Here is a 23,954-nt window from a genome sequence, read left to right as displayed (position 1 = left end):
TATCAAATTTCCCATTTTCTGTGTTGGAATTTGCACCTTCATGCCGTGAGGGGAAACCAGCCGCCCTATGGGGCGGCTTCGTCTCACCAGATATGGAGCAAGTGCTGCACCCCCAGGCTGACGCAGGCGATGGCCACCCAGCAGCAAAAGCCCATAAAGATGGGCTTACCTCCGGTCCGGACCAGCTTGACCACGTCGGTGTTCAGGCCGATGGCGGCCATGGCCATGACGATGAAGAATTTGCTGGCGCTCTTCAAAAAGCCGGTGACGGCGGCAGGAAGGGGTAGCAGGGTCGTCACCACCGAAGCCAGCACAAAAAAGAGGACAAACCAGGGAAAGATCTCTTTCAGGCTCACCGTTACGCCAGTGCCCCGGACGCTCTTCTCCTCCTGCCTGGTGCGAAGGAAGGCCAGCACCAGTGTAATAGGGATGATGGCAAGGGTACGGGTCATCTTGACGATGGCGGCAGTGTCCAGCGTGCTGCTGCCGTGTATACCGTCCCAGGCCGCCGCTGCCGCAGTGACGGAAGAGGTGTCGTTGACGGCGGTGCCGGCAAAAAGCCCGAAACCCTCGTTGGACAGCCCCAGCATCCCGCCCAGAGTCGGGAAAGTCAGCGCCGCGAGAACATTGAACAGGAAGATCACCGAGATGGACTGGGCGATCTCCTCATCGTCTGCGCCGATGACGGGTGCCGTGGCGGCAATGGCGGAGCCGCCGCAGATGGAGGAACCCACACCGATTAAGGTGGATATCTTGGCGTCCATATGCAGCAGCTTATGTAAAACAAAGGCCGCCACCAGCGAGGTAGTGATGGTGGACAGGATGATGGGTAGGGACTGGGCCCCCACCTTGGCGACACTGGACAGGTTCATGCCAAAGCCCAGCAGGACCACCGCAAGCTGGAGTATCTTCTTCGAAGTAAAAGTGATGCCGGCCCGGGCCTGGCCCTGCTCTTTCCAGAACAGAGCCATGACCATACCGAGGAGGATGGCGAATACCGGCCCTCCCACCACCTCAAAGGTTCTCCCCAAAAACCAGGCGGGAACGGCGATACACAGGCAGACCAGGATACCCGGTCCATTTCTTCTGATCCATTTCATATGGCTCTCTTCTCCTTTTTCCGCGACTCAAACGCTGCTGGCCCCGTCAAAAGATGTGGCCTGTCGGGCATCTTATTCCCACTCGCTTTTCTTGGTAAAATACTTTCCTGCGATGCTTTGGTGTAAACACTATAGGGAGTTTCTTTCTCATACCTATCGCCGTAGTCTCTTTTAACCCGCTGGCCTAGCCAGTGGTTTTCCATTATACAAGAAACCCTGAAGCCTTTGCGGCTTCAGGGTTTTGGTGGCAGCGGGAGAAGGATTCGAACCCTCACAAACAGAGTCAGAGTCTGTCGTGCTACCCTTACACAATCCCGCTGTATCGCGCCCGTTATCGCAGGCGCAGGATTTATTATACCAAAACAATTCCATTTGTCAAGTTTTTTTGCAAAATTATTTGCCGGATTTTTTCTTGACAAAGGCCCGGCATTCTTTTATAATATGGAGCAATATTAGATTAGCAAAAGCGAGGAAGGGAACAAGACCTGTGCGTCCCGCTCAGAGAGCCGGTGGTGGGTGCGAACCGGCGCGGTGATTCCAGGTGCATACTGGCCCCTGAGCTGTCCGCCTGAACGCGAGTAGGGCGGGACGTCCGGCCCCGTTACCGGCCAAGGCCTTGTTGGAGGCTGACGAGGGCTGTCCGGGTGACCGGCGGCCGAATCAGGGTGGTACCGCGTATCATACGCCCCTGACCGTAACAACGGTCGGGGGCGTTTTTGCATCCCTCCCGGCCACTCAAAAAGACTGGAGGCTGTTTCCCATGCTCAAAAATCCCGCTGAAAAGTACATCCCCTTCGTTCCCATCCAAATGGAGCGCCGGACCTGGCCCGACAAGCAGATTACCGCTCCTCCCGTCTGGTGCTCCGTGGACCTGCGGGACGGCAATCAGGCCCTCATCGACCCCATGAACGTGGAAGAAAAGCTGGAACTCTTCCACACCCTGGTAGACATCGGCGTGAAGGAGATCGAGGTGGGCTTTCCCTCCGCTTCCGAGACGGAGTTCCAGTTCTTCCGCACCCTCATCGAGGGCGGTCACATCCCCGACGACGTGACCATCCAGATGCTGGTCCAGGCCCGGCCCCACCTGATCCAGCGGACCTTCGAGGCCATGGCGGGCGCCAAAAACGTCATCCTCCACTTCTACAATTCCACCTCCACCCTCCAGCGCAAGGTGGTCTTCCACACCGATATGGAGGGCGTCACTCAGATCGCCGTGGACGCTGCCCGGCTCATCCGCGCGCTGTCCGAGCCCATCATCCGCTCCGGCACCAACCTGCGCTACCAGTACTCCCCGGAGTCCTTTATGGGCACCGAAATGGACAACGCCGTCTACATCTGCCAGCGGGTGCTGGAAGAGCTGGGCGCCACGCCGGAGAACAAGGTCATCCTGAATCTGCCCTCCACCGTGGAGAACTGCATGCCCAACTACTTTGCCGACGAGATCGAGTACTTCATCAACAAGCTCCCCAGCCGGGACTGCGCCGTCATCTCCCTGCACCCCCACAATGACCGCGGCGAGGGGGTGGCCACCGCCGAGCTGGGCATGCTGGCCGGGGCCGAGCGCATCGAGGCCACCCTTTTCGGCAACGGCGAGCGCACCGGCAACGTGGATATGATCACGCTGGCCATGAACATGTATACCCAGGGCGTGGACCCCGGCCTGGACTTTTCCGACATCAACCGCATCCGTACGGTATACGAGCGCTGCACCAAGATGAAGGTGGGCGAGCGGCAGCCCTACGCCGGCGAGCTGGTCTTCACCGCCTTCTCCGGCTCCCATCAGGACGCCATCAACAAGGGCGTGCAGTACCGGAAGGAGAACCGGTCTCCGCTCTGGGAGATTCCCTATCTCCCCATCGACCCCGCCGACGTGGGCCGCCAGTACGAGCCCATCATCCGCATCAACAGCCAGTCCGGCAAGGGCGGCGCCGCCTTCGTGATGCAGCAGAGCTTCGGCTACGACCTGCCCAAAGCCATGCATGCCGAGTTCGGCCACATTGTCCAGGTGGAGACCGACCGGGTCGGGACGGAGCTCCAGCCTCAGCGCATCTTTGAGCTGTTCCAACACGCCTATGTGGACATCAGCAGCCCCTACACGCTGCTCCGGCACGCTTTCCAGGAGACGGCGGACGCGCAGGGCCGGTCTCACGTGGTCTTCCGTGGCACGCTGCGGCACAAAGAGACCGTCTTTGAGGTCTGCGGCGAGGGCAACGGCCCCATCGACGCCTTCTTCAACGCCATTCACGGCCAGAAAATGGACCGCTTCACCTTCGTGGATTACAAGGAGCACGCCATTCAGGCCGGCTCCGACTCCATGGCCGTGGCCTATATCCAGCTCCGGGACGCACAGGGGCAGGACATCTTCGGCGTAGGCGTGGACCACAACATCAACCTGGCCCCGCTGCGCGGCATTCTCTCCGCCATTAACCGGGCGGTCACTGCCAAGCAATAGGCCGACTTGCAAAAAAGGCTGACTCCCGTGCTGGTCCCTGATCAGTCGGTAAGAGGCCAACAACGGTGTGAAACTGATATGAAGGAAAAAGACTGCGGAGCCGGCTCCGCAGTCTTTTTTCCTGCCTGTTCAATATAACTGCTCGAATAAATCCTCCAGCAGGGGACGGTAATTCCCCTCCTCCAGCCACTGCTGGACGCGCTGCAGCAGCACGGGCTGGATGTCCGGATAGGTCATATGATGCTCCGGCAGGCCCTCCATCAGGCGGTTCTCCGCAATCTCAGAGCCCTCCGGCCGACGGCCCAGCTCCTCCACCTCCGCGAAAAATAGCCCGCCGTAGGTGCGCTGCCCGTCCTCGGTGTAGACCCCGTAGGCCGAGACCGCCTCAAGTTGGCACTCGGCCACCCCCGTCTCTTCCAGCAGCTCCCGCTGGGCGGTCTGGTAGATGCTCTCCCCCGGCTCCCGATGGCCTCCGGGCATCTCCCAGGTCTGCCGGTCCCTGTGGCGGCAGAGCAGCCACCGATCCTCATAGCGGGCGGCAATCACCGCGAACGTCAGGTCGCTGTCCAGCGCCTGGTCAAAAAATTTCACTTCCACCATGGTCCGGCACCTCAGTTCAAAAAGTCCTTGAGCTTCTTGGAGCGGGAGGGATGGCGGAGCTTCCGCAAGGCCTTGGCCTCGATCTGACGGATGCGCTCCCGGGTGACGTTGAACTCCTTGCCCACTTCCTCCAGGGTGCGGGTGCGGCCGTCCTCAATGCCGAAGCGCAGCTTGAGCACCTTCTCCTCCCGGGGCGTCAGAGTGCCCAGCACATCCACAAGCTGCTCCTTGAGCAGGGTGAAGCTGGCGGCCTCGGAGGGCTCGGAGGCGTCCTCGTCGGGGATAAAGTCGCCCAGATGGGAGTCCTCCTCCTCCCCGATGGGAGTTTCCAGGCTGACGGGCTCCTGGGCAATCTTGAGAATCTCCCGCACCTTGTCCACCGGCATGTTCATCTCCTCCGAGATCTCCTCCGGGGTGGGGTCGTGCCCCAGCTCCTGAAGGAGCTGGCGGGAGACCCGGATGACCTTGTTGATGGTCTCCACCATATGGACAGGGATGCGGATGGTGCGGGCCTGGTCGGCGATGGCCCGGGTAATGGCCTGCCGAATCCACCAGGTGGCATAGGTGGAGAACTTATAGCCCTTGGTGTAGTCGAACTTCTCCACGGCTTTGATGAGGCCTAGGTTGCCCTCCTGAATGAGGTCCAGAAAGAGCATTCCCCGTCCCACGTACCGTTTGGCGATGGAGACCACCAGACGGAGGTTGGCCTCGGCCAGCCGCTGCTTGGCCGCCTCCCCCTTCTTGATGGCCTTCTTCAGCGCGGCCTCTTCCTCAGGCGTGAGGGACACCTCTTCCCCGTTCTCCCGTGCCTTCCCGATCTCCTCCATCTGCTCCTTGGCGGCGTCGCCGGCCCCCATATGCTGGGCCAGCTCGATCTCCTCCTCAGGGGTCAGCAGATTGACCTTGCCGATCTCCTTGAGGTACATGCGCACCGGGTCGTCGATGCCGAAGGAGTCCACCAGGGTATTGGGGTCCACGATCTCCTCTTCGGGAATCTCCTCGATCTCCTCGATGGGGGGCATCACGTCCTCGGCCAGCTCGGGCAGATAGTCCTCTCCTGCCGTGTCGATGCCCATGTTCTCCATGGCGTCGTAGATTTTGTCCATCTGCTCGGAGTCCAGGTCCATATCCTCCAGGACGTCCATGAGCTCGCCGGAGGTCAGCTTACCCTTCTTCTTGCCCTTTTCCAGCAGCTCGGCTACCTTCTCCGCACCGGAAACGCCCTCGACCACCTTCATCAGCTCCGCCTTGCCGGCTTCGATCTTCTCCTCGCTGGTCATCTGGGGCTTTTGATCCCCCGTGGTCTTGGCGATCACTTTCTTTTCACTCATGGATGCATCCTCCGTACCCTTTTTTCTCTCGGTATTTCTCCCGCATCACCAGAAGGGGGTCGGCTCTGCCGTCCCCCGCCCGCTTGGCGGCTTCGGTCTCTATGATCTCTATGTAGTCCCCCATGGCCTCCTCGGCATTCTGCAGGGACTCCGGCTGGTTCAGCACACCGGTCAGATGGCTCATCTCACCGGGCTCCAGCTCCCCCGCCAGGGCGGGAAGGCTTACAGACAGCCCGGCGCTCCAGCGCTCCCGCAGCAGGGTGAACACCCGCGCCAGCAGCGGTGCGGAGAACTGCTCCGGCCCCAGGCGCTCCGCCCGCTTCAGCAGCTCCGGGTCCAGCAGAACGAGCCGCAGGACCCCCTCCTCCGCCCGAGCGGAGCGGATGTTCTCGTACCGCATGGCCCGCTCCCTGGGCTGGAGCTGGAGGGCCGGGGACAGGTCCCGGCGCTCCTGCTGCTTCTTCTCCTTCTTCAGCCGGCGGGACAGCTCCCGCTTGACCTCCTGGGCCATGGCCTCGGCAGAGATACCCGCCGCCTGGGCGCAGCGGGCGCCGTAGACCTCCCGCTCCACCGGGCGGGCCAGCGAGGCCACCAGCCCCGCCGCGTCCCGCAGGAACTCCACCTTCTGGGCGTCGTCGGTCAGATCGTACTTCTGCCGGATCTGCCGGATGCGGTAGTCGATGTGGTTCTCGCTCTGATCCAGCAGCCGGGCAAAGGCCTCCCGGCCGAAAGACTTGATATACTCGTCCGGGTCCTTGGCCCCCTGCATCCGCAGGACCTTGACCTGGATGCCCGTCTTCTCCAAGATGGGGATGGCACGCTGGGCCGCCGAGACCCCCGCCCCATCGCCGTCGTAGGCGATGACCGCCTCCTTGGTAAACCGGGCCAGAAGCTGGGCGTGGTCCGGGGTCAGGGCGGTGCCCAGAGAGGCCACCGCGCAGTCGAAGCCCGCCTGGTGCAGGGAGATGGTGTCCATGTAGCCCTCCGTGAGGATGATGCGCCCCAGCTTGGTGCGCTTGGCGATGTTAAGGGCAAAGAGGTTGCGGCCCTTGTTGAACACCACCGTGTCCGGTGAGTTGAGGTATTTGGGCGTGCCATCGTCCAGCACTCGGCCGCCGAAGCCGATCACGTCCCCCCGCAGGTCGATGATGGGGAACATAACCCGGTTGCGGAAGCGGTCGTAGACCCGGCCCTCCTTGCTCTTGACCACCAGCCCCACGTCCAGCAGGTCGCTCTTGTCATAGCCCTTCTCCCCCATGGCCCGGATGAGGTTGTCCCATCCGTCGGGAGCCATACCCAGGCCGAAGCGGGTGACCGTGCCCTTGGACAGCCGCCGCTTTTCAAAGAGGTACTCCGCCCCCGCCCGGCCGCCCGACGACCGGAGGGTCTCATGAAAGTAGCGGGCGGCCTCCTTGTTCAGGGCCAGCAGCCGCTCCCGCTTCTTGCGGAGGTCGGCGCTCCCCCGCTCCTCCGGCACCTCCAGACCCGCCCGCTTGGCCAGCAGGCGCACCGCATCGGGAAAAGGAAGATTTTCGATCTCCATGACGAAGTTGATGACGCCGCCGCCCTTGCCGCAGCCGAAGCAGTGGTAGATCTGCTTCTCCGGCACCACATGGAATGACGGGGTTCTCTCCCCGTGGAAGGGGCACAGGCCCCAAAGGCTTCCCCCCTTGGGCGTCAGAGACACATAGTCGGCCACCACGTCGGCGATGTCGCACCGGGCGGTAAGCTCGTCGATGAATTGCGCCGGAATGGCCAAGGATGTCCCCCCTTTGTCGTATCTTTACCAAACTTTGACAGGGCTATACCTAGAAAGCACTGTCACGGTTTTTTCCTTTACTTGACTGACCAGGACACGGGTATAAAGGCCAGAGAGAACTTTTCCACCGCATAGTTGTCCGTCATTCCGGCGATGTAGTCGCAGACGGCCCGCTCCACGCCCTCCCGTTCCCGGATATCCTGGAACTCAGGGGGCAGCCTGTCCGGGTCTTTTCTATAGTATTCAAACAGACGCCGCAGCATGTCCTGGGCTTTGGATTCCTCGCCCTTGGCCACCGGGTTGCGGTAGACCGCCTCGAACATAAACTCCCGCAGATTGTGCATGGCCTCCCGGCAGGCGGTGGACTGCCGGATCTCCCCGGTCCCGGCGCTGGACTCGATGATGTCCACCGTCAGGGTGTCGATCCGCTCGGAATGGGTAAAGCCCAGCACGTTGGAGATCTCCAGGGGGATATCCATGGGGTAGATGATGCCTCCCCGCATGGCGTCGTCAATGTCGTGGTTGATATAGGCGATCTTGTCGGCCAGCCGCAGGAGCCGGCCCTCCAGGGTCTCGGCCGTGTCTGGCCCGGTGTGGCACAGGATGCCCCGCCGCACCTCGTAGGTCAGGTTAAGGCCGTCGCCGTCCTGCTCCAGCCGGTCCACCACCCGCAGGGACTGGACGTTGTGCTGGAAGCCCTCCGGCATAATCTCGTCGAGGACCCGCTCGCCGGCGTGACCGAAGGGGGTGTGCCCCAGGTCGTGGCCAAAGGCGGCGGCCTCCGTCAGGTCCTCGTTGAGCTGGAGGCCCCGGGCCATGGTCCGGGCAATGCGGGCCACCTCGATGGTGTGGGTCATGCGAGTACGGTAGTGATCCCCCTCGGGCTGGAGAAAGACCTGCGTCTTGTGCATCAGCCGCCGAAAGGCCTTGGAGTGGATGATCCGGTCGATGTCCCGCTGGAAGCAGGTCCGGACCGGGCAGGGCTCCGCCGGGCGCTGCCGTCCCCTGGAATCCACCGACCGGCAGGCATAGGGGGATAGGATCTGCTGCTCCAGCGCTTCGCGCCGCTCTCTCACTGTCAAGGTGTTCCGCCTCCCTTGTTTGGGTCTGAGTCGGGTCTGCTGTTATATACACCGCAGGGCGGAAGAAATCCTGCCTCTTTTCAAAATTTCACAGAAAATTCATATTTCTGCGGTTCTTTTTACCGGGGCACATCCTTGAGGCGTTCCCCGGTAACTGCCGGGACCACGCCGCCGGCTGTGATCTCGGTGATACGCTGTGTAAAGGTTTTTACCTTTTCCTCTGGAAGCAGCACGGGCATGGTCACCTCGGCGGCGTATTCCGGTTCCCCCAGGACGCCGCCCAGGCTCTCCGCCTCCAGCTTTACCCGCTCGAACAGGCTGTAAGGCACGGTCAGAGTCACCTGAGTCCACCGGCGGACCACCGAGATGCCGGCGGCATTCAGAGCGTCCTTGGCGCTCTGCGTATAAGCGCGGACCAGTCCCCCTGCCCCCAGCAGGATACCGCCGAAATAGCGGGTCACCACGCACACTACGTTGGTGACCTCCTCCCGCTGGAACACGTTGAGCATGGGCTGGCCGGCGGTGCCCTGGGGCTCCCCGTCGTCGGAGTAGCGCTCCACGCCCCCCTCCCGCAGCCGGTAGCACCAGCAGTTGTGGCGGGCATCGTAGTGACGCTTCTTCATCTCCTCAATGCGGGCGCGGGCCTCCGCTTCGCTCTCCACCCGCCAGACATGTCCGAGGAAGCGGGAGCGCTTCTCCGTAAATTCCGTCTCTGAGGCGCGGGTTGGGATGTAATATTCCGTCATAGAGCCTGCCACTCCTCCCTGGTCAGGGCATAGTGGAGCTCGGTGCGTTCCTCTCCCATCAGCTCCACCCAGGTCTGCTCGGTGAAGCGGTAGCGAAAACCGCACTTCTCCACCACCCGGCGGGACCTGTCGTTGAAATCGTAATGGCCGCACCACTGGGCGTTGAGGCCCAGGTCCTCGAAACCGTAGCGCAGGATCTCCCGGACGGCCTCTGGCATGAGGCCCCGGCCCCAGCAGGCCGGGCTCATGGCGTAGCCGATCTCGTTGTCCGGACCGGGCAGCAGGGTCTGGTGCCTGCCCACATAGCCGGCGGACCCGATCACCTTGCCGTTCTCCTTCAGTTCCAGGGCGAACACGCCGGGCTGGGCAAAGACGGTGCGGATGATCGCCAGACTCTCGGCCTGGTCCCGGTGGGGCTGCCATCCGGCGGCGGGACCCACCCGGGAGTCCCGGCCATATTCGAACACATCGGCGGCGTCCCGATCCTCGAAGGGCCGCAGGATGAGCCGGGGCGTCTCTAATCGTTCCATACAAATTCCTCCACCTGGCCCAGGACCTTGGGGGTGCAGACGGCGGTGACCTGAATGGTCTCCCCGTATTCCACCGCCTCCACCTTAGCCTCCCGATAGAGCATGTCCACCAGCCCGCCCTGGCTGTAGGGCAGGCGGAGGATAACCTTGTGGGCGCCGGCGTCCAGCCGCTTGCCGATCCTGGCGATGAGCTGGTCCAGCCCTGTCCCCGTCCGGGCTGACACCGTGACGATATCCTCCCCGTGGGGGAGGATATCCCCGGTGTACCGGTCGGCTTTGTTAAATACCTCGATGCGGGGGGTCTGCTCCGCCCCCAGCTCCCGGATGAGGGCGTCCACCACCTCGGCCTGCTGCCGCCACTCGGGATTGGAGCCGTCGATGACGTGGAGCAGCAGATCGGCAAAGGACAGCTCCTCCAGGGTGGCCTTGAAGGCCTCCACCAGGTGGTGGGGCAGCTTGGAAATAAAGCCCACCGTGTCAGAGATGAGCACCGTGCAGGTGTCAGAGATCTCCAGGGTGCGGGTGGTGGTGTCCAGCGTATCGAACAGCCGGTCATTGGCGGGGATATCCGATCCGGTCAGCTTGTTGAGCAGCGTGGACTTGCCCGCATTGGTATAGCCCACGATGGCCACCACCGGCACCTCGTTTTTGATGCGGCGCTCCCGCTGCACCCCCCGCACCCGCCGGACCTGCTCCAGGTCCTCCTCCAGCTTGGCAATCTTTTTGCGGATGTGCCGCCGGTCCGTCTCCAGTTGGGTCTCACCGGGGCCGCGGGTGCCGATGGGGGATTTCCCGCCGGAGGCGGTCTGCCGCACCAGGTGGCCCCACATGCCGGTGAGGCGGGGAAGCAGGTATTTGTACTGCGCCAGCTCCACCTGAAGGCGGCCTTCCTTGGTGCGGGCCCGCTGGGCAAAGATGTCCAGGATGAGGGCGGAACGGTCCATGACGGACACTCCCAGCTCCTCGGACAGCACCCGCTGCTGGGAGGGAGACAGGGCGTTGTCAAAGATCACCATGTCGGCCCCCTGGGCGGTGGCCAGCTCCCTGACCTCCGCCACCTTGCCCTCCCCGATGAAGGTCCTGGGATCGGGGGTATCCTTGTTCTGGAGCACCGTGCCCACGCACCCGCCCCCCGCCGTCTCCAGCAGGGCGGCGAGCTCCTCCATAGAGCGCTCCGTGGCGGTCTCCTCCCGGTCCAGGGCTGGAGAATTAAGCCCCACCAGCACCGCCTGATTGACTTTTACTTCCGTCGTATTCTCTGCCATACATCCTCCGTTGCCTCAGCGTCCGCCGTATTCCATCCGGACGTCAGACCTTTTTCAAACACTCCACAATCTCGCCGATATAGATCCGGTGATAATCCTGGTCCGGATACCACTTGCCATCAATCCCGGGGTCCAGGAAGTGGGCGGGGTCCATGTCCTGCCAGTACAACTTGCGGCAGACCAGCACCAGCTCGGCCTCCTCGAAATAGGGCGCGTTTCCCGCTCCGGCGGCTACCGTAAAGCCGCATTCCCTTATCTTGTCGATGTCCCGGCCGCTCCTGGCCCCACAGAGGGCCAGCGCCTTGCGGTGCTCCTCACCGAAAAAGGCCAGCGTGAAGTAGGCCTCCCGCTCCACAAACTCCCTGGTGTACCGCTGGGGCCGGATGTAGCAGGTGGCCACATTGGTCCCCCACAGCACTCCAAGGCCCCCCCAGCTCGCCGTCATGGTGTTGCATCTCTCGGGCGTTCCGGCGGTGATCAGCATCCACTGGTCCCCGATCAGGGAACATACATTTTGATCCAGGGTCTTGACGTCGATTCTCTCAAGCATGACTTTTCCTCCCGTTCACAGATGCTTTCAGTATATGCGAAAGGACCCGCGCCGAAACCGGCACGGGTCCAAAAAGCTGCAATCTTACTTCTGGTCCAGACCAAACTTCTTGTTGAAGCGGCTGACACGTCCGCCCGTATCCACCATCTTCTGCTTGCCGGTGAAAAAGGGGTGACACTTGGAGCAAACCTCCACCTTAATGTCCTTCTTGGTAGAACCGGTCTCGATCACGTTACCACAGGCGCACTTGATGGTGGTCTGCTGGTAGTTGGGATGGATGCCTTCCTTCATTTTCGTTCACCTCTTTCTCCCCGGGGATATGCGCACAAACGCAACTAGTATAATAGCATAGGCTCCCAGAAAATGCAACTGTTTTTTTGCATTTTGCCCGTAAAATTTCACACCTCCACCGCCCGGTCCAGCCGGAAAAACCACAGGACCCGGCGGACGATCCGCCGCCCGGTGACCTCCTCCAGCGCCCGGCTGTAGGCCATGAGCTGGGGCCGGTACTCCTCCGCCCGGGCCAGAACGGTTTGCTCCGTCACCCGGTCGGTCTTAAAGTCCACCACGGTGATGCCCTCCAGCGTTTCAAACCAGCAGTCCACCACGCCCTGAAGCAGCACCTTCTCCCCCGCCCCGGCCTGGGCGTAATAGTCCGCCGCCGGGACCAGAATGGAAAATTTATACTCCCGGTGGAGGCTGGTGGAGGCCATCAGCTCCCGACCCAGGTCCGAGGCAAAGAAGGCGGCAATACGCGCCGGGTCCGCCGCCTCGCCCTGCTCCGGGGTGAGGAGGGCCCGGTTCACCAGCCGCCGGATCTCCTCCGCCGCCCCTTCCCGCGTGCCTGCCCGCTCAAAATCCAGGTACTGCATCGCCAGGTGCAGGGCGGTACCCTTCTGGGCGGCGGTGAGGCCCAGCTCCTCGGCGGCGAACCGGGGCCGGCCAAAAGGCGCCGGCGCGGCGGAGGGCTCCGTTGCCGGTCCGGCGCCCTCCCGCACCTCCTCGTCCAGGGCCCGGCCCTTGAGCTGGGTGGCGGTCAGCTTGGAGGGGATGTCCGCGTCGGCGGCGTGGGGATAGGTCCAGGCCAGGCGCTCCGCCAGCCCCCGGTCCGCCGCCGCCAGGTCCGCTTCCGGTCCTTCTTGCCGGCTAGACCGCCGGCCCGGGGCCTGGAACAGCGGTCCGCCGTCCACCCACCGGATGTCCCAGGCGGGGCCGCACAGGGCCGCGGTCACATCCACATAGCACTCCGCCGCCCGCCGCAGGGCCTCCCCGTCGGGCCTGGCCAGGGCACAGAGCAGCACCCACTGGCCCACGCTCTGGGTGGCCAGCAGGGCCTGGGGCTCCACGGGACAGCCTGCGTCCCCCGCCAGGCGCTGGAGCTCCCGGGCCCCTCCGGTGAGGGCGCAGGACAGGATCAGCTTCTCCTTGGCCCGGGTGACAGCCACGTACAGCAGCCGCAGCTCCTCAGCCATCATCTCTCCCTCCAACTGCCTGGCCACCGCCTTCCGGGCCAGGGTGGTGAACTCCACCATCCGTTCCCGGTCCAGGCCCTTGGGCCCCACCCCCAGCTTGGGGTGGAAGAGCATGGGCTTCTGCATATCCTCCCGGTTTAACCTTCTGGCCAGCCCGGCCAGGATGACCACCGGGAATTCCAGCCCCTTGGACTTGTGGATGCTCATCAGGCGCACCCCCGCCCCCTCCCGGCCGGTGGCGGCGGCGGTGAGGGTCTCCCCGTTCTCCCGCAGCCGGGCCAGGTGGGTAAGGAAGCCGAACAGCCCCTTGTGGCCGGCCTCCTCGAACTGTCGGGCACACTGGGCCAGCGCCAGCAGGTTGCCCCGCCGCCGTTCCCCGTCTCCCATGGCGCCGAAGACCCCCAGCAGGTCGGTGCGGTCGTAGACCTGCCACAAAAGCTGGTGGCAGCTCAACTCCCCCGCCAGGTCCCGCAGCTCGTCCAGCTTCTTCAGGAAGGCCAGGCAGTCGGCCTCCCCCCGCTCCGCCCCCAGCAGCAGGCAGCCGTAGAAGTCCGTCTTTCCGTCCGCGCCCCGCAGCAGGGCCAGCCGGTCGGCGGTGAAACCGCAGATTGGGGAGCGCAGCACCGAGAGCAGGGCCACGTCCTGCCGCGGATTGTCGATGATCTGGAGCAGGGACAGGGCCACGTTCCCCTCGGTGGAGGCAAAAAAATCCTCGCCCCCTTCGGCCTCCCAGGGGATGTCCCGCTCCCCGAAGGCCCGGGCATAGTGGCGCAGCACGGTATTGGGGGAGCGCAGCAGCACCACGATATCGGCGCACCGCACCGGGCGCAGCCCCCCCCCCCCATCGGAGACCTGGAAGCCCTCGTCCAGCAGCTCCCGGACCCGCCGGGCCACGAACCGGGCCTCCAGCAGGTCCCGGGCGGGCGTTTCGCTCTCCCCGCCGTCCTCACCGTCTCCGCCGCCGGACAGGTCGATGGCGTCCAGCTCCACCGCGTAGTCCGCCTCATCCCCCGGGAAGGCCGCGCCGGGATAGAGGCTCTCATCCGGGCCGTAGTCCATCTCCCCGAACTCCCGGGACATCAGGGCGCGGAACAGGTCGTTGGCCCCCTCCAGCACCTGGGGCCGGGAGCGGAAGTTCCGGGTCAGCAGGATGCGGCGGGGCTCCCCCTCCGCCGCCTCTCCCGCGGGCCGGAAGGTGCGGTACTTCTCCAAAAAAATGGTGGGGTCGGCCAGGCGGAAGCGGTAGATGGACTGCTTCACGTCCCCCACCAGGAAGAGCTTCCGCCCGCCGCCGGAGACAGCCTGAAAGATGGCGTTCTGCACCTCGTTGGTGTCCTGGTACTCGTCCACCATCACCTCGTCGAAGCGGGCGCTCCACTGCTCCGCCAGCTCGGTGGGGGCCCCGTCCTCCGTCAGCAGGGCCACCGCCAGGTGCTCCAGATCGGCAAAATCCAGCAGGCTCCGGCGGCGCTTTTCGGCAGTATAGGCGGCGGAGAAGTCCTCCACCAGGGCGAACAGCCCCCGCACCGCCGGCCATACCAGGGCCATGTCGGCCAACAGGTCGGCGCTGGAGTCCTGGAGCAGCTCCCGGAGCTTTCCCATCCGTTTTTTGCATTTCTCTCGGATGGCCTTGATCTGCTCCTGGGCCATGGGATCGCCGCAGCTCCGCACCGCCCCCAGCTTGGGGAACGGGATCTCCGACAATGCCGCCGCCCGGTCCCACCCCGCCTCCGCCGCCGCGGCAAAGGCCCCCAGGCCCTCCACCGTGGCGGACAGGCTGGGGGCGTAGCCCCGCTCCAGCTTCTCGTCCCCCGCGCACAGCTCCCGGGCGTGGGCCATCCGGCCCTGCCAGTACCGCCCCTGCCGTGCGGCGTCGGCCAGCAGCAGCCGGCCCCACACCGTCTCCCCCGCGTCCGCCGTCCCGGACAGGTCGAAGGCGGCAAGCTGTTCCCTCAGCCAGGCGGAGGGGTCGGGGTGGGCCTGGACCTTGCCGTAGATGTCCAGAGCGATCTGCACCAGCCGGCTGTCGTCCCGCCCGGCGGACAGGGTGTCCACCAGCAATGCGAAATCCGGGTCCTCCCCGATGGTCTCATACCGCCTTTCCAGCAGGTCGTCCATGGCCCGGAGTCGCAGCACCCCCGCCTCCCCCTCGTCGCAGAGGCGGAAGTCCGCCTCCAGGTCCAGCAGGTGGCCGCACTCCCGCAGGAGCTGGGCGCAGAAGGCGTGGATGGTGGAAATCTGGGTCTTGTAGACCAGGGTGGCCTGCCGCCGCAGATGGCGGTCGCCGGGCTTTTTCGCCAGCCGGGCGGCCAGCTCGTCCACGATGCGCCCGCGCAGCTCGGCGGCGGCGGCCTTGGTGTAGGTGATGACCAGAAAGCGGTCGATGTCCAGCCCCTCGTCCTCCACCCGGGACAGGAGCCGCTCCACCAGCACCCGGGTCTTGCCGGAACCGGCGGCGGCGGCCACCAGCAGGCAGCCGCCCCGGTCGGTCACCACGGCGCGCTGCTGCGTGGTCAGGGGAAAGGACATGTGTAACGCCTCCTATTCGTCCAACTGATGCAGTTGGGGATCGTCCGTGCGGCCAACTAAATAGTCCATGGATACCTCAAAATGGTCCGCCAGCAATTCCAGTTTTTTGCTCGGAATATTGATCGTTCCGGCTTCAATCGCCTGATAATGACGCACAGAACATTCCAATAATTCTGCAAGGTCCTTCTGTTTCTCAACTCTGTCATTGCGTAACTGCTTCAGCCGTTGTCCAAACTTCCTCATTTTCTCTCTCCGCTTAACACGATATTTATCCCGTGTGCCGGTGATTCATATGTTTGACCTCTTACGGCTCAACGAGCTCTTCCCCTAGGATACGCCCCCGGAATACCACGCCAGGCTCCAGGCCGTGGACCGCTATCACCAGGAGCTTCTGCGGACCTGCTCCATGGACTTTCTGGACGCCTACTGGTCCGAGGTGGTCCGGCTTTTCGGCGTCCTGGAGGACCAGGCCTTTATCCGCGGCCTCCGCCTGGGGGCGCAGCTTGCCCTGGGTCTGACCGCCCCTCTATCGACGCCCAGAACGCCTTGCCGTCCAGGTTCGGCAGATACCGGCGGCAGTCCCCGCCCCGGCCCTCCTCGAAGTGGCAGGCGGCGGCGTAATCGCAGTAGAGACAGGCGTTCTTCTCCGGTCCCCGCCAGAAGGGGTCGGCGGCGATGCTGCCCGCGGCCAGCTCCCGGCCGATCTCCTCCAGGATGCGCTGGGTGTGGATCTTCAGCCGCCCCAGCCGCTCCGCCGACACCAGCGCGTCGCCTGAGATCGCTCCGGTCCGGGCGCTGACCCGCAGGGGCAGAAACCGCGCCCCCTCCGGGCCCAGAGGCTCCATGGCCTCCACCACCTCGGGGTCGTCCAGCACCAGCCCCCGGCGCTTGAGCTCGGCGTCGGCCTCCCTGCGCCGCTGGACCTCGTCCATGGACCGGCTGCCCTGGACCACCGCCTCCCGGGCGGGCAGGTACAGCACCCCGGCGGGGACCGTCTCACGGCCGTAGCGCTCCGCCCCCTTCTCCTCCAGCGTGAAGAGGTAAAGCAGCATCTGGAGCCCCAGGCCGTTCCAGATCTCCGTCAGGTCAAAGGACTTCCGGCCCGTCTTGTAGTCCACCACCCGCAGGTAGAGCCGCCCGTCGTGGACCCAGCCGTCCACCCGGTCCACAAAGCCCGACACGCTGACGGTGACGCCGTCCACGGTGAGCTCCACCGGGGGCAGACCGTCCCCCGTGCCGAAGCCCAGCTCAAAGTCGATGGGCTGGAACTGGGAATGGGCCAGCTCGTCCAGCACGTTGCGCACCACCTGGGTCACCGGGCGGACCAGCCGCTGGAAGAGGTAGACGAACCGGGGCGTCTTGTTCTCCAGGCCCCCCAGCTCCTCCCGGATGTAGTCCTCCATGATGGCCTTGATGCGGCTCTCCACCGCCTTTTTGTCCGCGGTCCCCCGGCAGGTCTCGTCCTGAAGGACATGCTCCAGCACATAGTGGACGAAGGTGCCGTACTCCGGGGCCTGGAACCCGGCGGCCTGCCGGGCCCGGGCCTTCAGTCCGTACTGCATGAAATAGGAAAAGTGGCAGGACTTGTACTTGTCCATCCGGGAGGCGGACATGGGCACCCGCCGGCCGTACAGGGCGGACACCGCCGCCGGGGACAGGCTGCCCCGGGTCAGCTCCGCCGCCCGCTCCAGCCGCTCCACCCGCTCCCGCCACTCGGGCAGGGCGCAGAGCGCCCGGCGCACCCGGGCCGACCGGCCGGCCATCTCCAGGGCGGGCCGGGGGGCGGCGAGCCGGAAAGCCCCGTTCAGGCTCCCCTCCTCTACGGTCCGGTTGTGGGGGAACAGCAGCCGCAGCCGCCCCACCAGGAACGAGGGCCGCCGCTCCTCTCCCTGGGGCCCCCGGGCGGGCCAGCTCACCGTCAGCCGCTCCGTAGGCCGGGCGCAGGCCTCATAGACGATGGTCATTTCCCGGTCCAGCTTGTCCGCCAGCCGGGGGGAGAGCTCCAGCCCGAAGGAGGACAGCAGGCTCCGGTCGTCGTCGGTGAGCAGTCCGGGGGCGGGGGCGGTCTGGGGGATGGCGGAGTCGTCCGCCCCCAGCAGAAACAGGGCCTTCACCGCCCGGCTGCCCATCCGGGCCGCCTCGCCCGCGGTCACCCGGTCCAGGGACACGGGGATGGAGCCCACGTCGTACTGGGAGAGCGCCAGCTTCAAAAGCTGGGCAAACTCGGGCAGCTCCATGGGGGCCTGGTCCAGCAGCCGGGCGCACTGCTCCAGGCCGCCACACAGGATGTCCCAGAGCTGCCGGTCCTCCTCCGCCCGCTGGAGCTCGCCCCGCCGCCGCAGCGTCTCCGACCGGGCGGCCAGCTTGTCCGGCAGGCCGATGTCCTCCAAAAAGCGGTAGAGGGCCGTCGCCTGGCCCCGGCCGGTCTGATCCCGGTTCTTCCGCAGGGTCTCCAGCGGGCCGGTCACCCGCCGCCGGGCGGCGTTGACCCGGTCCAGGACCGCCCGGTCCTCCTCCTCCCAGGCAAAGCCGTAGCCTCTGGGGTGCATGGTCCAGTCGGCCCTCTGGGTCCAGCGGCTCCCCTTCAGGTCCCATTTGAGGACGTAGTTTTCCAGCACATCCACATCGTCCCGGTCCAGGTCGGTCAAGCCGGTCTTCAGGTAACGGAAGGTCTCGTCATAGGCGTACTCCCCCGCCACCGTGTCCAGCGCCCCGGTAACCACGGCGAACACCGGCCGCTGGAGGATGTCGGTCATGCCGTCGAGAAAGACGGGGATGCCGTAGCGGCCGAACACCTCCTCCACCAGCGGGGCATAGGCGTCAAAGCCCCGGCCGGTGACGGCGATGTCCCGGAAGCGGCAGCCCTCCTCCCGGACCAGCCGCAGCACCTCCGCCGCCGTCCGCTCCACCTCCGACCGGGGGGAATCGGCCTGGAAGAGCTCCACCGCCGGGGCGGGCTCCTGCGACACGTCCGGCACGTCGGCAAAAAGCTGGGCCTCCACATGGGCCAGAGCCGCCGTTCGGGGGGCCCCCGGTCCGGTCCAATGGGCCGCCTCAACCGTGGTCCCCGCCTCCTTTGCCAGCCGCAGCAGAAAGGCGGCGGTCCGCCGGGCGGGGGCAAAGATGCCGGACTCCCCCTCCCCGTCCAAGGCTCCACAGGTGAGGGCCACGGTGACGCTGCGGGCCTGCGCCAAAAGCTGCCGCAGCACCAGCCCCTGCTGGGGCGTAAAGTCGGTAAAGCCGTCCACATACACGTCCATGCCGCCGGCGTAAGCTCCCTTTTTCAGCCCCTCCGCCAGCCGGGTGAGCCGGTCCCGGGGGTCGGCGGCGGTCCGGGCGGCCAGGGCGTCGTAGGCCCCGAAGATGAGCCCCAGGTCCCGCAGCTTCTCCCCCTCCCGGCCCCCGGTCTCCTCCCCCGCCCCGGCCAGGGCCGCCGGAGTGACCTGATACTGCTTGCACTCGTCCAATGTGGCCAGCAGGCCAGTCAGGAAAGCTGGCTTGCGGGAGGGGCGCTGATAGACGCTCAGATGGCCGGACACCGACTTCAGCGCGGCGTACATCAGCAGCAGCCGCCCGCCGGGGTCCAGGGTGGGGACGGCCACGCCGCCCACCTCCGGCTGGGAAAAGACCCGGCTGGCCAGCCGGGTGAAGGACAGCACCTCGGCATAGAGGGAGACCTGGTTCCCCGCCACGGCACACAGGGCCCGCTCGGTATCGTGGCTGGCCTGCTCCGGCACAAGGATGAGCTGTCGCCGCTCCCCGCCGTTCCGGGCCGCCGCCCGGAGCATGGCGGTGGTCTTGCCGGACCCCGCCCGGCCCAGCAGCAGCTTCAGCATGGGACCTCCCCCTTTCTTTTGTTCCCAGTATACCAAAAAAGACCCCGCGTGAAAAGAGGGAAAGCCCTTGACTCACCTACTAATGTAGGTGTATAATGCGGGCAAACAAACCTACAAATGTAGGTGAGTGAGGTGTCGTATGCTACGTCTGTCCGATTCCGAGTGGGCGGTCCTGGAGGCTCTTTGGCACACCGGGCCCGTCCCCCTGTCCACGCTGGTGGAAGAGCTTCGCCGCCGGGGGTCCGCCTGGGCCCCAAACACAGTCCATACCCTGCTCACCCGCCTGTCCCGCAAGGGGGCGGTGACGGTCCACGGCGGGGCCCGCCCCTTTCGGTACGAGGCCGCGGTGGACCGGCGCTCCTGCGAGGGCGCCCGTTCCGCCGACCTGCTGAGCCGGGTCTTTGGCGGCTCCCTGTCCGGCCTGGTCTCCACGCTGATGGACAGCGGGCAGATCTCCGATGAGGAGCTGGACCGGCTGGAGGCACTGCTGCAAAAAAGGAGGGAGGGCGGACGGCATGAATGACTGGCTCCGCCTGCCCTACACGCTCTCCACCTGGTTCGTAGCGGTGTGCTACGCCACTCTGCTGGCCTCGCTGGTCCTCTGTCCCCTGCTCCTGCTGCGGCGTCTGGCAGGCAGACGGCTGCGGTCCCTGTCCCGTATGGCCCTGTGGTATGTCCTGCTGGCCCTCATGCTCCTGCTGCCGGCATCCATGCACTGGGGCACCGGCTTCACCTTCGTCGGCCGGGTGGGGCCGGACTACGCCCTTCCCCCGGTCTGTTTTACATTCAGGGCCCTGGGCCGCCTGGTCTCCGACGGCGGAGGCCCCTTTTGGCAGCCCAGCGGGGCGCTTCGGCTGCACGTTTTCGCCTCCCTGTCCCCCAACCGGGGCCTTTTCGTCCACGAGATGGACGGCATGCCGGTCCTGCTGGTCTGGCTGGCCGGCGCGGCCCTCTCCCTGCTGCTGCCGGCGGCGGGCTATCTCCGGCTGCGGCAAAAGCTCCGCGGGGCGGACCGCCCCGATGAAAAGACCGCGGCCCTGGTGACCGGCTGCGCCCGGGAGCTCTTCGTGCTTGAGCCCCCGGCGGTCCGGGTGGTCTCCCAAGCGCGGTTTCCGGAGCTCTCCTGTCCCTGTCTGGCCGGGTGGCGGCGGCCCGTGCTGATCCTGGTCCGGGAGCAGTGGGAGGCTCTTACGCCGGAGGAGCGCCGCAGCGTGGCCGCCCATGAGCTCACCCATCTTCGGCACCGGGACAATGCCCTCAACCTACTTTTGGTGGCTCTTCAGGCAATCCAGTGGTTCAACCCCCTGATCCCATTCGCTTTCCGGCGGCTGCGGCAGGACCTGGAATGCCTGCGGGACCAGGAGGTGCTGGAAAAGCTGCCCGAAGAGGAGGGTCTGGCCTACGCCGGGGCCATCGTGCGGCTGGCCCGGATGCGACGGCTCCGCCGCCGCCCCGCCCTCCACAGCGGGATGCTCTCTGCCAGCGGCCTGGGCTTCCGGGTGGAGCTGCTGGGTGAGACGGCGCGCTATCCGCGCCCCCAGGAGGCCGCACTCCTGCTGCTCTTTCTCCTGCTTATGCTCTCTCCCCTGCTACTGCGCACCCTTCCCGGCCTCTTTTCCGCCTCCATCGCGTGGTAGCGGGATGCAAACGGGCCCGGCCGTCCTTCGACGGTCGGGCCCTTATGCTGTGTCTTACGGATTGAGGGTGTAGTTCGGCGCTTCCTTGGTGATATAGATGTCGTGGGGGTGGGACTCCTTCAGGCCGGCGCTGGTGATCTGCATGAACTGGGCCTTGCTGTGGAGCTCCCCGATGGTGGCGCAGCCGGTATAGCCCATACCGGAGCGCAGGCCGCCCATCATCTGGTAGATGGTCTCGCCCACGGGACCCTTAAAGGGCACGCGGCCCTCCACGCCTTCGGGTACCAGCTTTTTGTTGTTCTGCTGGAAGTAGCGGTCCTTGGAGCCCTTGGCCATGGCTCCCAGAGAGCCCATGCCGCGGTAGACCTTGAACTGGCGGCCCTGATAGACCTCGGTGTCTCCGGGAGACTCCTCGCAGCCCGCCAGCAGGGAGCCCAGCATGACCACGTTACCGCCGGCCGCCAGAGCCTTGGCGATGTCGCCGGAATACTTGATTCCGCCATCGGCGATGATGGGCACGCCATACTCGGCGGCCACCTGGGCAGCATCATAGACGGCGGTGATCTGGGGTACGCCAATGCCGGCCACCACCCGGGTGGTGCAGATGGAGCCGGGGCCGATGCCCACCTTCACGCAGTCGGCGCCCGCCTCGATGAGGGCGCGGGTGCCCTCGGCGGTGGCCACGTTGCCGGCAATGAGCTGCACGTCGGGATAGAGGGCCTTGATGCGCTTGACGCACTCGATGATGTTGTGGGAGTGGCCGTGGGCGGAGTCCAGCGCCAGCACATCGGCCCCTACCTCCACCAGAGCGGCCACCCGGTCCAGCACGTCGTCGGTGGCGCCGATGGCGGCACCCACCAGCAGGCGGCCCTTTTCGTCCCGGGCGGAGTTGGGGTACACGGTGGCCTTCTCGATGTCCTTGATGGTGATCAGGCCCTTGAGCCGGAACTCGTCGTCTACGATGGGCAGCTTCTCGATCTTGTGGCGGCGGAGGATCTGCTTGGCCTCCTCCAGGGTGGTGCCCTCCTTAGCAGTGACCAGATTCTCCTTGGTCATCACGTTGTCGATGAGCTGGTCCATATCCACTTCAAACTTCATGTCCCGGTTGGTGATGATGCCGATCAGCCTGCCGTGGTCGCAGATAGGCACGCCGGAAATGCGGTACTTGGCCATAAGCTCGTCCGCCTCCGCCAGGGTATGGCCGGGGGCCAGCCAGAAGGGGTTGGTGATGACCCCGTTCTCCGAGCGCTTTACCATATCCACCTGCTCGGCCTGCTGGCCGATGGACATGTTCTTGTGGATGATGCCGATGCCGCCCTCCCGGGCGATGGCGATGGCCATGCGGGATTCTGTGACGGTATCCATGGCGGCGCTCATCACCGGGATATTGAGCTTGATCTTCTTGGTCAGTTGGGTATGCAGGTCTACGTCGGCGGGCAGGATGTCGCTCTCTGCAGGGATGAGCAGCACATCGTCGAAGGTCAGGCCCTGCCGGGCGAATTTGCTGGCGGCGTCAGTGTTGATCATGGACTCCACTCCTTTTCTATCTCAGATAAAAGCATCCTGGGCTGTCCCCGGGTCAAAATATATTGCGCCTATTCTACGCCCCGGCCCCGGGCTTGTCAAGGGGGGAAAGGATCAATGCGGCCTCAAATCTGGCTTTTCCCTCGATCCCCTGGCCGCGGACATAGTGGGTGCCGTCCTGAAAGCCGGTATGCAGGTGCAGCTTCTCCCCCGGCCGGCACTCCTTGAGATAGCCGATCTGGAGCGAGGACACGCGCCGCCCCGCCCCCAGCCGCTGCATGTCCAGGGCGTCGCAGGCAAAATCGGCATAGCGGACATTGTTGACATGGCCGTTGATGTCGGCGTCGCTGTAGCGCATGGGCCGCTCCTCCGCCGGGTGCAGCGCCACGGGAACCCGCAGCCGCCCCAGCGTCTTGTCCTTACACAGCTCGCCGCCGGTGGTATCCCGGAACTCCATTACATTGCTCAGCCGGAACAGCTTGTGGGTGTCCAGATCGGCCAGCACCCACACGCTCACCGCCTCCCCGACGCGCTCGCCGTCCCGGAAGAGGTCGAAGTCCCGGTACATGGAGGCGCCCTTGTCCCCCCGGTGCCAGGTCCGGATCGTGACGGTGTCGTCCCAAAACAGCGGCCGGTCCAGCCGGTACCACATGCGGGCCAGCATCCAGAACACGTGGTACTTGTCGATCATCTCCTCCCGGGAGACGTGCAGCGCGCAGGCTGCCTCAGTGGCTGCCTCCTGGAGATAGCCCAGCAGGGCCGAGGGGCGGCATTGGTTGAAGGGGTCCACATCCCGGGAGTCAACCCGAAAGCTCCGCTCATAAAAAACACTCACGCTTCCGCTTCCTCTCTAGTTCCCGCTTCTTCCCCGGATGACCAGGGTGTTTTTGCAGCAGAGATCCTCCAAGTCGTCCGCCGTGGCGGCTGGAATGCGCAGGGCGGCGCCGCACTGGGCGCAGGAAAGGTCCACCGAGCTGAAATTCACCTGGAGCTTCCACTCTCTGGAGCCGCAGGTGCAGGAGACGCCGCCCCGCTGGGCGATGTCTCTGAGCTCAGAGAGAACCTCGTGCATGATGATGTCGTCCAGGAAGGTGCCCTCGGCTCCGGCGGAGGCCTCCAGCTTGTCCACCGTCTCCTCCAGGCGGCGCATGGCGGCAAAGACGGCGCCCTCCTCTCCCACGTAGCAACAGTCCAGCCCCGAGGCGGCGCAGGCGAAAGCCAGCGCCTTTTCATGAAGGAAGGCGTGGGTGGAGCAGGAGACCGAATGCTCCTTTTCGCACAGCAGGCAGGGCACCGTCAGGTTCACATGGTCGCCCAGCATGTCGATCTTCAGCGCGGATTTTCCGCAGGGGCAGGGGACGCTGGAGGGTCCGGCGGCCAGGGAGAACACTGTTTTTTCCGCGAGGACCGGCTGCCGGCACTCCGGACACAGATATGCAAGGGTAAGCTTTGGCTCTTCCACCATGTCAGCTCTCTCCTTTATGCAAGTAGTAGTATTATACCTCATTTTCCAGCTTTTGACCAGCACGTCCCCTGCCAAA

Annotated in this window: 19 protein-coding genes, 1 tRNA gene and 1 other annotated feature; of the genes, 3 read left to right on the top strand and 17 right to left on the bottom strand. The window is 65.0% G+C overall.

Annotated elements, in window-relative coordinates:
• Positions 1-83 precede the first annotated feature (83 nt).
• Together B3H64_RS06230 and B3H64_RS06225 are read right to left on the bottom strand one after the other, a co-directional pair.
• A complete protein-coding gene (locus B3H64_RS06230) occupies positions 84-1,100 on the bottom strand; it encodes a YeiH family protein (RefSeq protein ID WP_050618119.1) in 1,017 nt (338 codons plus the stop codon).
• 245 nt (positions 1,101-1,345) lie between these two features.
• Positions 1,346-1,419 (bottom strand) — tRNA-Gln (locus B3H64_RS06225).
• A 141-nt stretch (positions 1,420-1,560) separates the two neighbouring features.
• Positions 1,561-1,793 (top strand) — a binding site (T-box leader).
• 67 nt (positions 1,794-1,860) lie between these two features.
• Between B3H64_RS06225 and leuA the strand changes: the two genes are divergently transcribed.
• The gene (leuA, locus tag B3H64_RS06220; protein WP_278894579.1) at positions 1,861-3,552 is read left to right on the top strand and encodes a 2-isopropylmalate synthase; all 1,692 of its coding nucleotides are present in this window, start codon (positions 1,861-1,863) and stop codon (positions 3,550-3,552) included.
• Positions 3,553-3,681: 129 nt separating this feature from the next.
• On the opposite strand, the gene B3H64_RS06215 is transcribed toward leuA, so the two are convergent.
• The 12 genes from B3H64_RS06215 to B3H64_RS06160 form a co-directional block, all read right to left on the bottom strand.
• The gene (locus B3H64_RS06215; protein WP_286733816.1) at positions 3,682-4,152 is read right to left on the bottom strand and encodes an NUDIX hydrolase; all 471 of its coding nucleotides are present in this window, start codon (positions 4,150-4,152) and stop codon (positions 3,682-3,684) included.
• A gap of 11 nt (positions 4,153-4,163) precedes the next feature.
• Positions 4,164-5,483 (bottom strand): RNA polymerase sigma factor RpoD, encoded by a 1,320-nt coding sequence (rpoD, locus tag B3H64_RS06210; protein ID WP_238072629.1) that lies wholly within the window; start codon positions 5,481-5,483, stop codon positions 4,164-4,166.
• Entirely contained in the window at positions 5,476-7,242 is a 1,767-nt protein-coding gene (gene dnaG, locus B3H64_RS06205) for a DNA primase (RefSeq protein WP_050618115.1), read from the bottom strand. The genes rpoD and dnaG overlap by 8 nt, the downstream gene beginning before the upstream one ends.
• Before the next feature lie 77 nt (positions 7,243-7,319).
• Positions 7,320-8,324 (bottom strand): deoxyguanosinetriphosphate triphosphohydrolase, encoded by a 1,005-nt coding sequence (locus B3H64_RS06200; protein WP_050618114.1) that lies wholly within the window; start codon positions 8,322-8,324, stop codon positions 7,320-7,322.
• Positions 8,325-8,443: 119 nt separating this feature from the next.
• Positions 8,444-9,070 (bottom strand): YigZ family protein, encoded by a 627-nt coding sequence (locus tag B3H64_RS06195; protein WP_050618113.1) that lies wholly within the window; start codon positions 9,068-9,070, stop codon positions 8,444-8,446.
• Entirely contained in the window at positions 9,067-9,600 is a 534-nt protein-coding gene (locus tag B3H64_RS06190) for a GNAT family N-acetyltransferase (RefSeq protein ID WP_278894573.1), read from the bottom strand. The genes B3H64_RS06195 and B3H64_RS06190 overlap by 4 nt, the downstream gene beginning before the upstream one ends.
• On the bottom strand, positions 9,588-10,865 hold the full coding sequence (gene hflX, locus B3H64_RS06185; RefSeq protein WP_050618111.1) for a GTPase HflX: 1,278 nt from the start codon (positions 10,863-10,865) through the stop codon (positions 9,588-9,590). The genes B3H64_RS06190 and hflX overlap by 13 nt, the downstream gene beginning before the upstream one ends.
• A gap of 43 nt (positions 10,866-10,908) precedes the next feature.
• Positions 10,909-11,415 carry a flavin reductase family protein gene (locus B3H64_RS06180; protein WP_050618110.1) on the bottom strand — a complete coding sequence of 169 codons (507 nt, stop codon included), beginning with the start codon at positions 11,413-11,415 and terminating at the stop codon, positions 10,909-10,911.
• An 84-nt stretch (positions 11,416-11,499) separates the two neighbouring features.
• On the bottom strand, positions 11,500-11,706 hold the full coding sequence (gene rpmE / locus B3H64_RS06175; RefSeq protein ID WP_050618109.1) for a 50S ribosomal protein L31: 207 nt from the start codon (positions 11,704-11,706) through the stop codon (positions 11,500-11,502).
• 107 nt (positions 11,707-11,813) lie between these two features.
• The gene (addA, locus tag B3H64_RS06170; RefSeq protein ID WP_286733805.1) at positions 11,814-15,416 is read right to left on the bottom strand and encodes a helicase-exonuclease AddAB subunit AddA; all 3,603 of its coding nucleotides are present in this window, start codon (positions 15,414-15,416) and stop codon (positions 11,814-11,816) included.
• Between the two features lie 12 nt (positions 15,417-15,428).
• Positions 15,429-15,659: a helix-turn-helix domain-containing protein gene (locus tag B3H64_RS06165; protein WP_286733803.1), complete on the bottom strand. Its 231-nt coding sequence runs from the start codon at positions 15,657-15,659 to the stop codon at positions 15,429-15,431.
• A 230-nt stretch (positions 15,660-15,889) separates the two neighbouring features.
• Complete coding sequence (locus B3H64_RS06160) at positions 15,890-19,252, bottom strand: PD-(D/E)XK nuclease family protein (RefSeq protein WP_286733800.1); 3,363 nt, start codon at positions 19,250-19,252, stop codon at positions 15,890-15,892.
• A 139-nt stretch (positions 19,253-19,391) separates the two neighbouring features.
• Here B3H64_RS06160 and B3H64_RS06155 point away from each other — a divergent pair, with 139 nt between their 5' ends.
• A complete protein-coding gene (locus B3H64_RS06155) occupies positions 19,392-19,775 on the top strand; it encodes a BlaI/MecI/CopY family transcriptional regulator (protein WP_286733798.1) in 384 nt (127 codons plus the stop codon).
• Positions 19,768-20,889, top strand: a complete 1,122-nt coding sequence (locus B3H64_RS06150) for a M56 family metallopeptidase (protein WP_286733796.1) — start codon at positions 19,768-19,770, stop codon at positions 20,887-20,889. The genes B3H64_RS06155 and B3H64_RS06150 overlap by 8 nt, the downstream gene beginning before the upstream one ends.
• Before the next feature lie 54 nt (positions 20,890-20,943).
• On the opposite strand, the gene guaB is transcribed toward B3H64_RS06150, so the two are convergent.
• The 3 genes from guaB to B3H64_RS06135 all read right to left on the bottom strand — a co-directional run bounded on the left by guaB (position 20,944) and on the right by B3H64_RS06135 (position 23,878).
• A complete protein-coding gene (gene guaB / locus B3H64_RS06145; RefSeq protein WP_256303267.1) occupies positions 20,944-22,416 on the bottom strand; it encodes an IMP dehydrogenase in 1,473 nt (490 codons plus the stop codon).
• A gap of 73 nt (positions 22,417-22,489) precedes the next feature.
• Positions 22,490-23,248: an acyl-[acyl-carrier-protein] thioesterase gene (locus B3H64_RS06140; protein ID WP_050618104.1), complete on the bottom strand. Its 759-nt coding sequence runs from the start codon at positions 23,246-23,248 to the stop codon at positions 22,490-22,492.
• Positions 23,249-23,263: 15 nt separating this feature from the next.
• Entirely contained in the window at positions 23,264-23,878 is a 615-nt protein-coding gene (locus B3H64_RS06135; protein ID WP_286733791.1) for a hypothetical protein, read from the bottom strand.
• Between the last annotated feature and the right edge of the window lie 76 nt (positions 23,879-23,954).

The sequence above is a fragment of the Intestinimonas sp. UBA1698 genome (assembly GCF_002320075.1).
In the GTDB taxonomy this organism is placed as follows: Bacteria; Bacillota; Clostridia; order Oscillospirales; family Oscillospiraceae; genus Intestinimonas; species Intestinimonas massiliensis.
This window is presented reverse-complemented; position numbering and strand designations above follow the sequence as displayed.

What these genes read in the sequence shown, in the direction of transcription:
- B3H64_RS06230 (WP_050618119.1), bottom strand. Translation starts at nt 1,100, where the DNA reads ATGAAATGGATCAGAAGAAATGGACCGGGTATCCTGGTCTGCCTGTGT.
- leuA (WP_278894579.1), top strand. Translation starts at nt 1,861, where the DNA reads ATGCTCAAAAATCCCGCTGAAAAGTACATCCCCTTCGTTCCCATCCAA.
- B3H64_RS06215 (WP_286733816.1), bottom strand. Translation starts at nt 4,152, where the DNA reads ATGGTGGAAGTGAAATTTTTTGACCAGGCGCTGGACAGCGACCTGACG.
- rpoD (WP_238072629.1), bottom strand. Translation starts at nt 5,483, where the DNA reads ATGAGTGAAAAGAAAGTGATCGCCAAGACCACGGGGGATCAAAAGCCC.
- B3H64_RS06195 (WP_050618113.1), bottom strand. Translation starts at nt 9,070, where the DNA reads ATGACGGAATATTACATCCCAACCCGCGCCTCAGAGACGGAATTTACG.
- B3H64_RS06190 (WP_278894573.1), bottom strand. Translation starts at nt 9,600, where the DNA reads ATGGAACGATTAGAGACGCCCCGGCTCATCCTGCGGCCCTTCGAGGAT.
- hflX (WP_050618111.1), bottom strand. Translation starts at nt 10,865, where the DNA reads ATGGCAGAGAATACGACGGAAGTAAAAGTCAATCAGGCGGTGCTGGTG.
- B3H64_RS06180 (WP_050618110.1), bottom strand. Translation starts at nt 11,415, where the DNA reads ATGCTTGAGAGAATCGACGTCAAGACCCTGGATCAAAATGTATGTTCC.
- rpmE (WP_050618109.1), bottom strand. Translation starts at nt 11,706, where the DNA reads ATGAAGGAAGGCATCCATCCCAACTACCAGCAGACCACCATCAAGTGC.
- addA (WP_286733805.1), bottom strand. Translation starts at nt 15,416, where the DNA reads ATGTCCTTTCCCCTGACCACGCAGCAGCGCGCCGTGGTGACCGACCGG.
- B3H64_RS06165 (WP_286733803.1), bottom strand. Translation starts at nt 15,659, where the DNA reads ATGAGGAAGTTTGGACAACGGCTGAAGCAGTTACGCAATGACAGAGTT.
- B3H64_RS06160 (WP_286733800.1), bottom strand. Translation starts at nt 19,252, where the DNA reads ATGCTGAAGCTGCTGCTGGGCCGGGCGGGGTCCGGCAAGACCACCGCC.
- B3H64_RS06155 (WP_286733798.1), top strand. Translation starts at nt 19,392, where the DNA reads ATGCTACGTCTGTCCGATTCCGAGTGGGCGGTCCTGGAGGCTCTTTGG.
- B3H64_RS06150 (WP_286733796.1), top strand. Translation starts at nt 19,768, where the DNA reads ATGAATGACTGGCTCCGCCTGCCCTACACGCTCTCCACCTGGTTCGTA.
- guaB (WP_256303267.1), bottom strand. Translation starts at nt 22,416, where the DNA reads ATGATCAACACTGACGCCGCCAGCAAATTCGCCCGGCAGGGCCTGACC.
- B3H64_RS06135 (WP_286733791.1), bottom strand. Translation starts at nt 23,878, where the DNA reads ATGGTGGAAGAGCCAAAGCTTACCCTTGCATATCTGTGTCCGGAGTGC.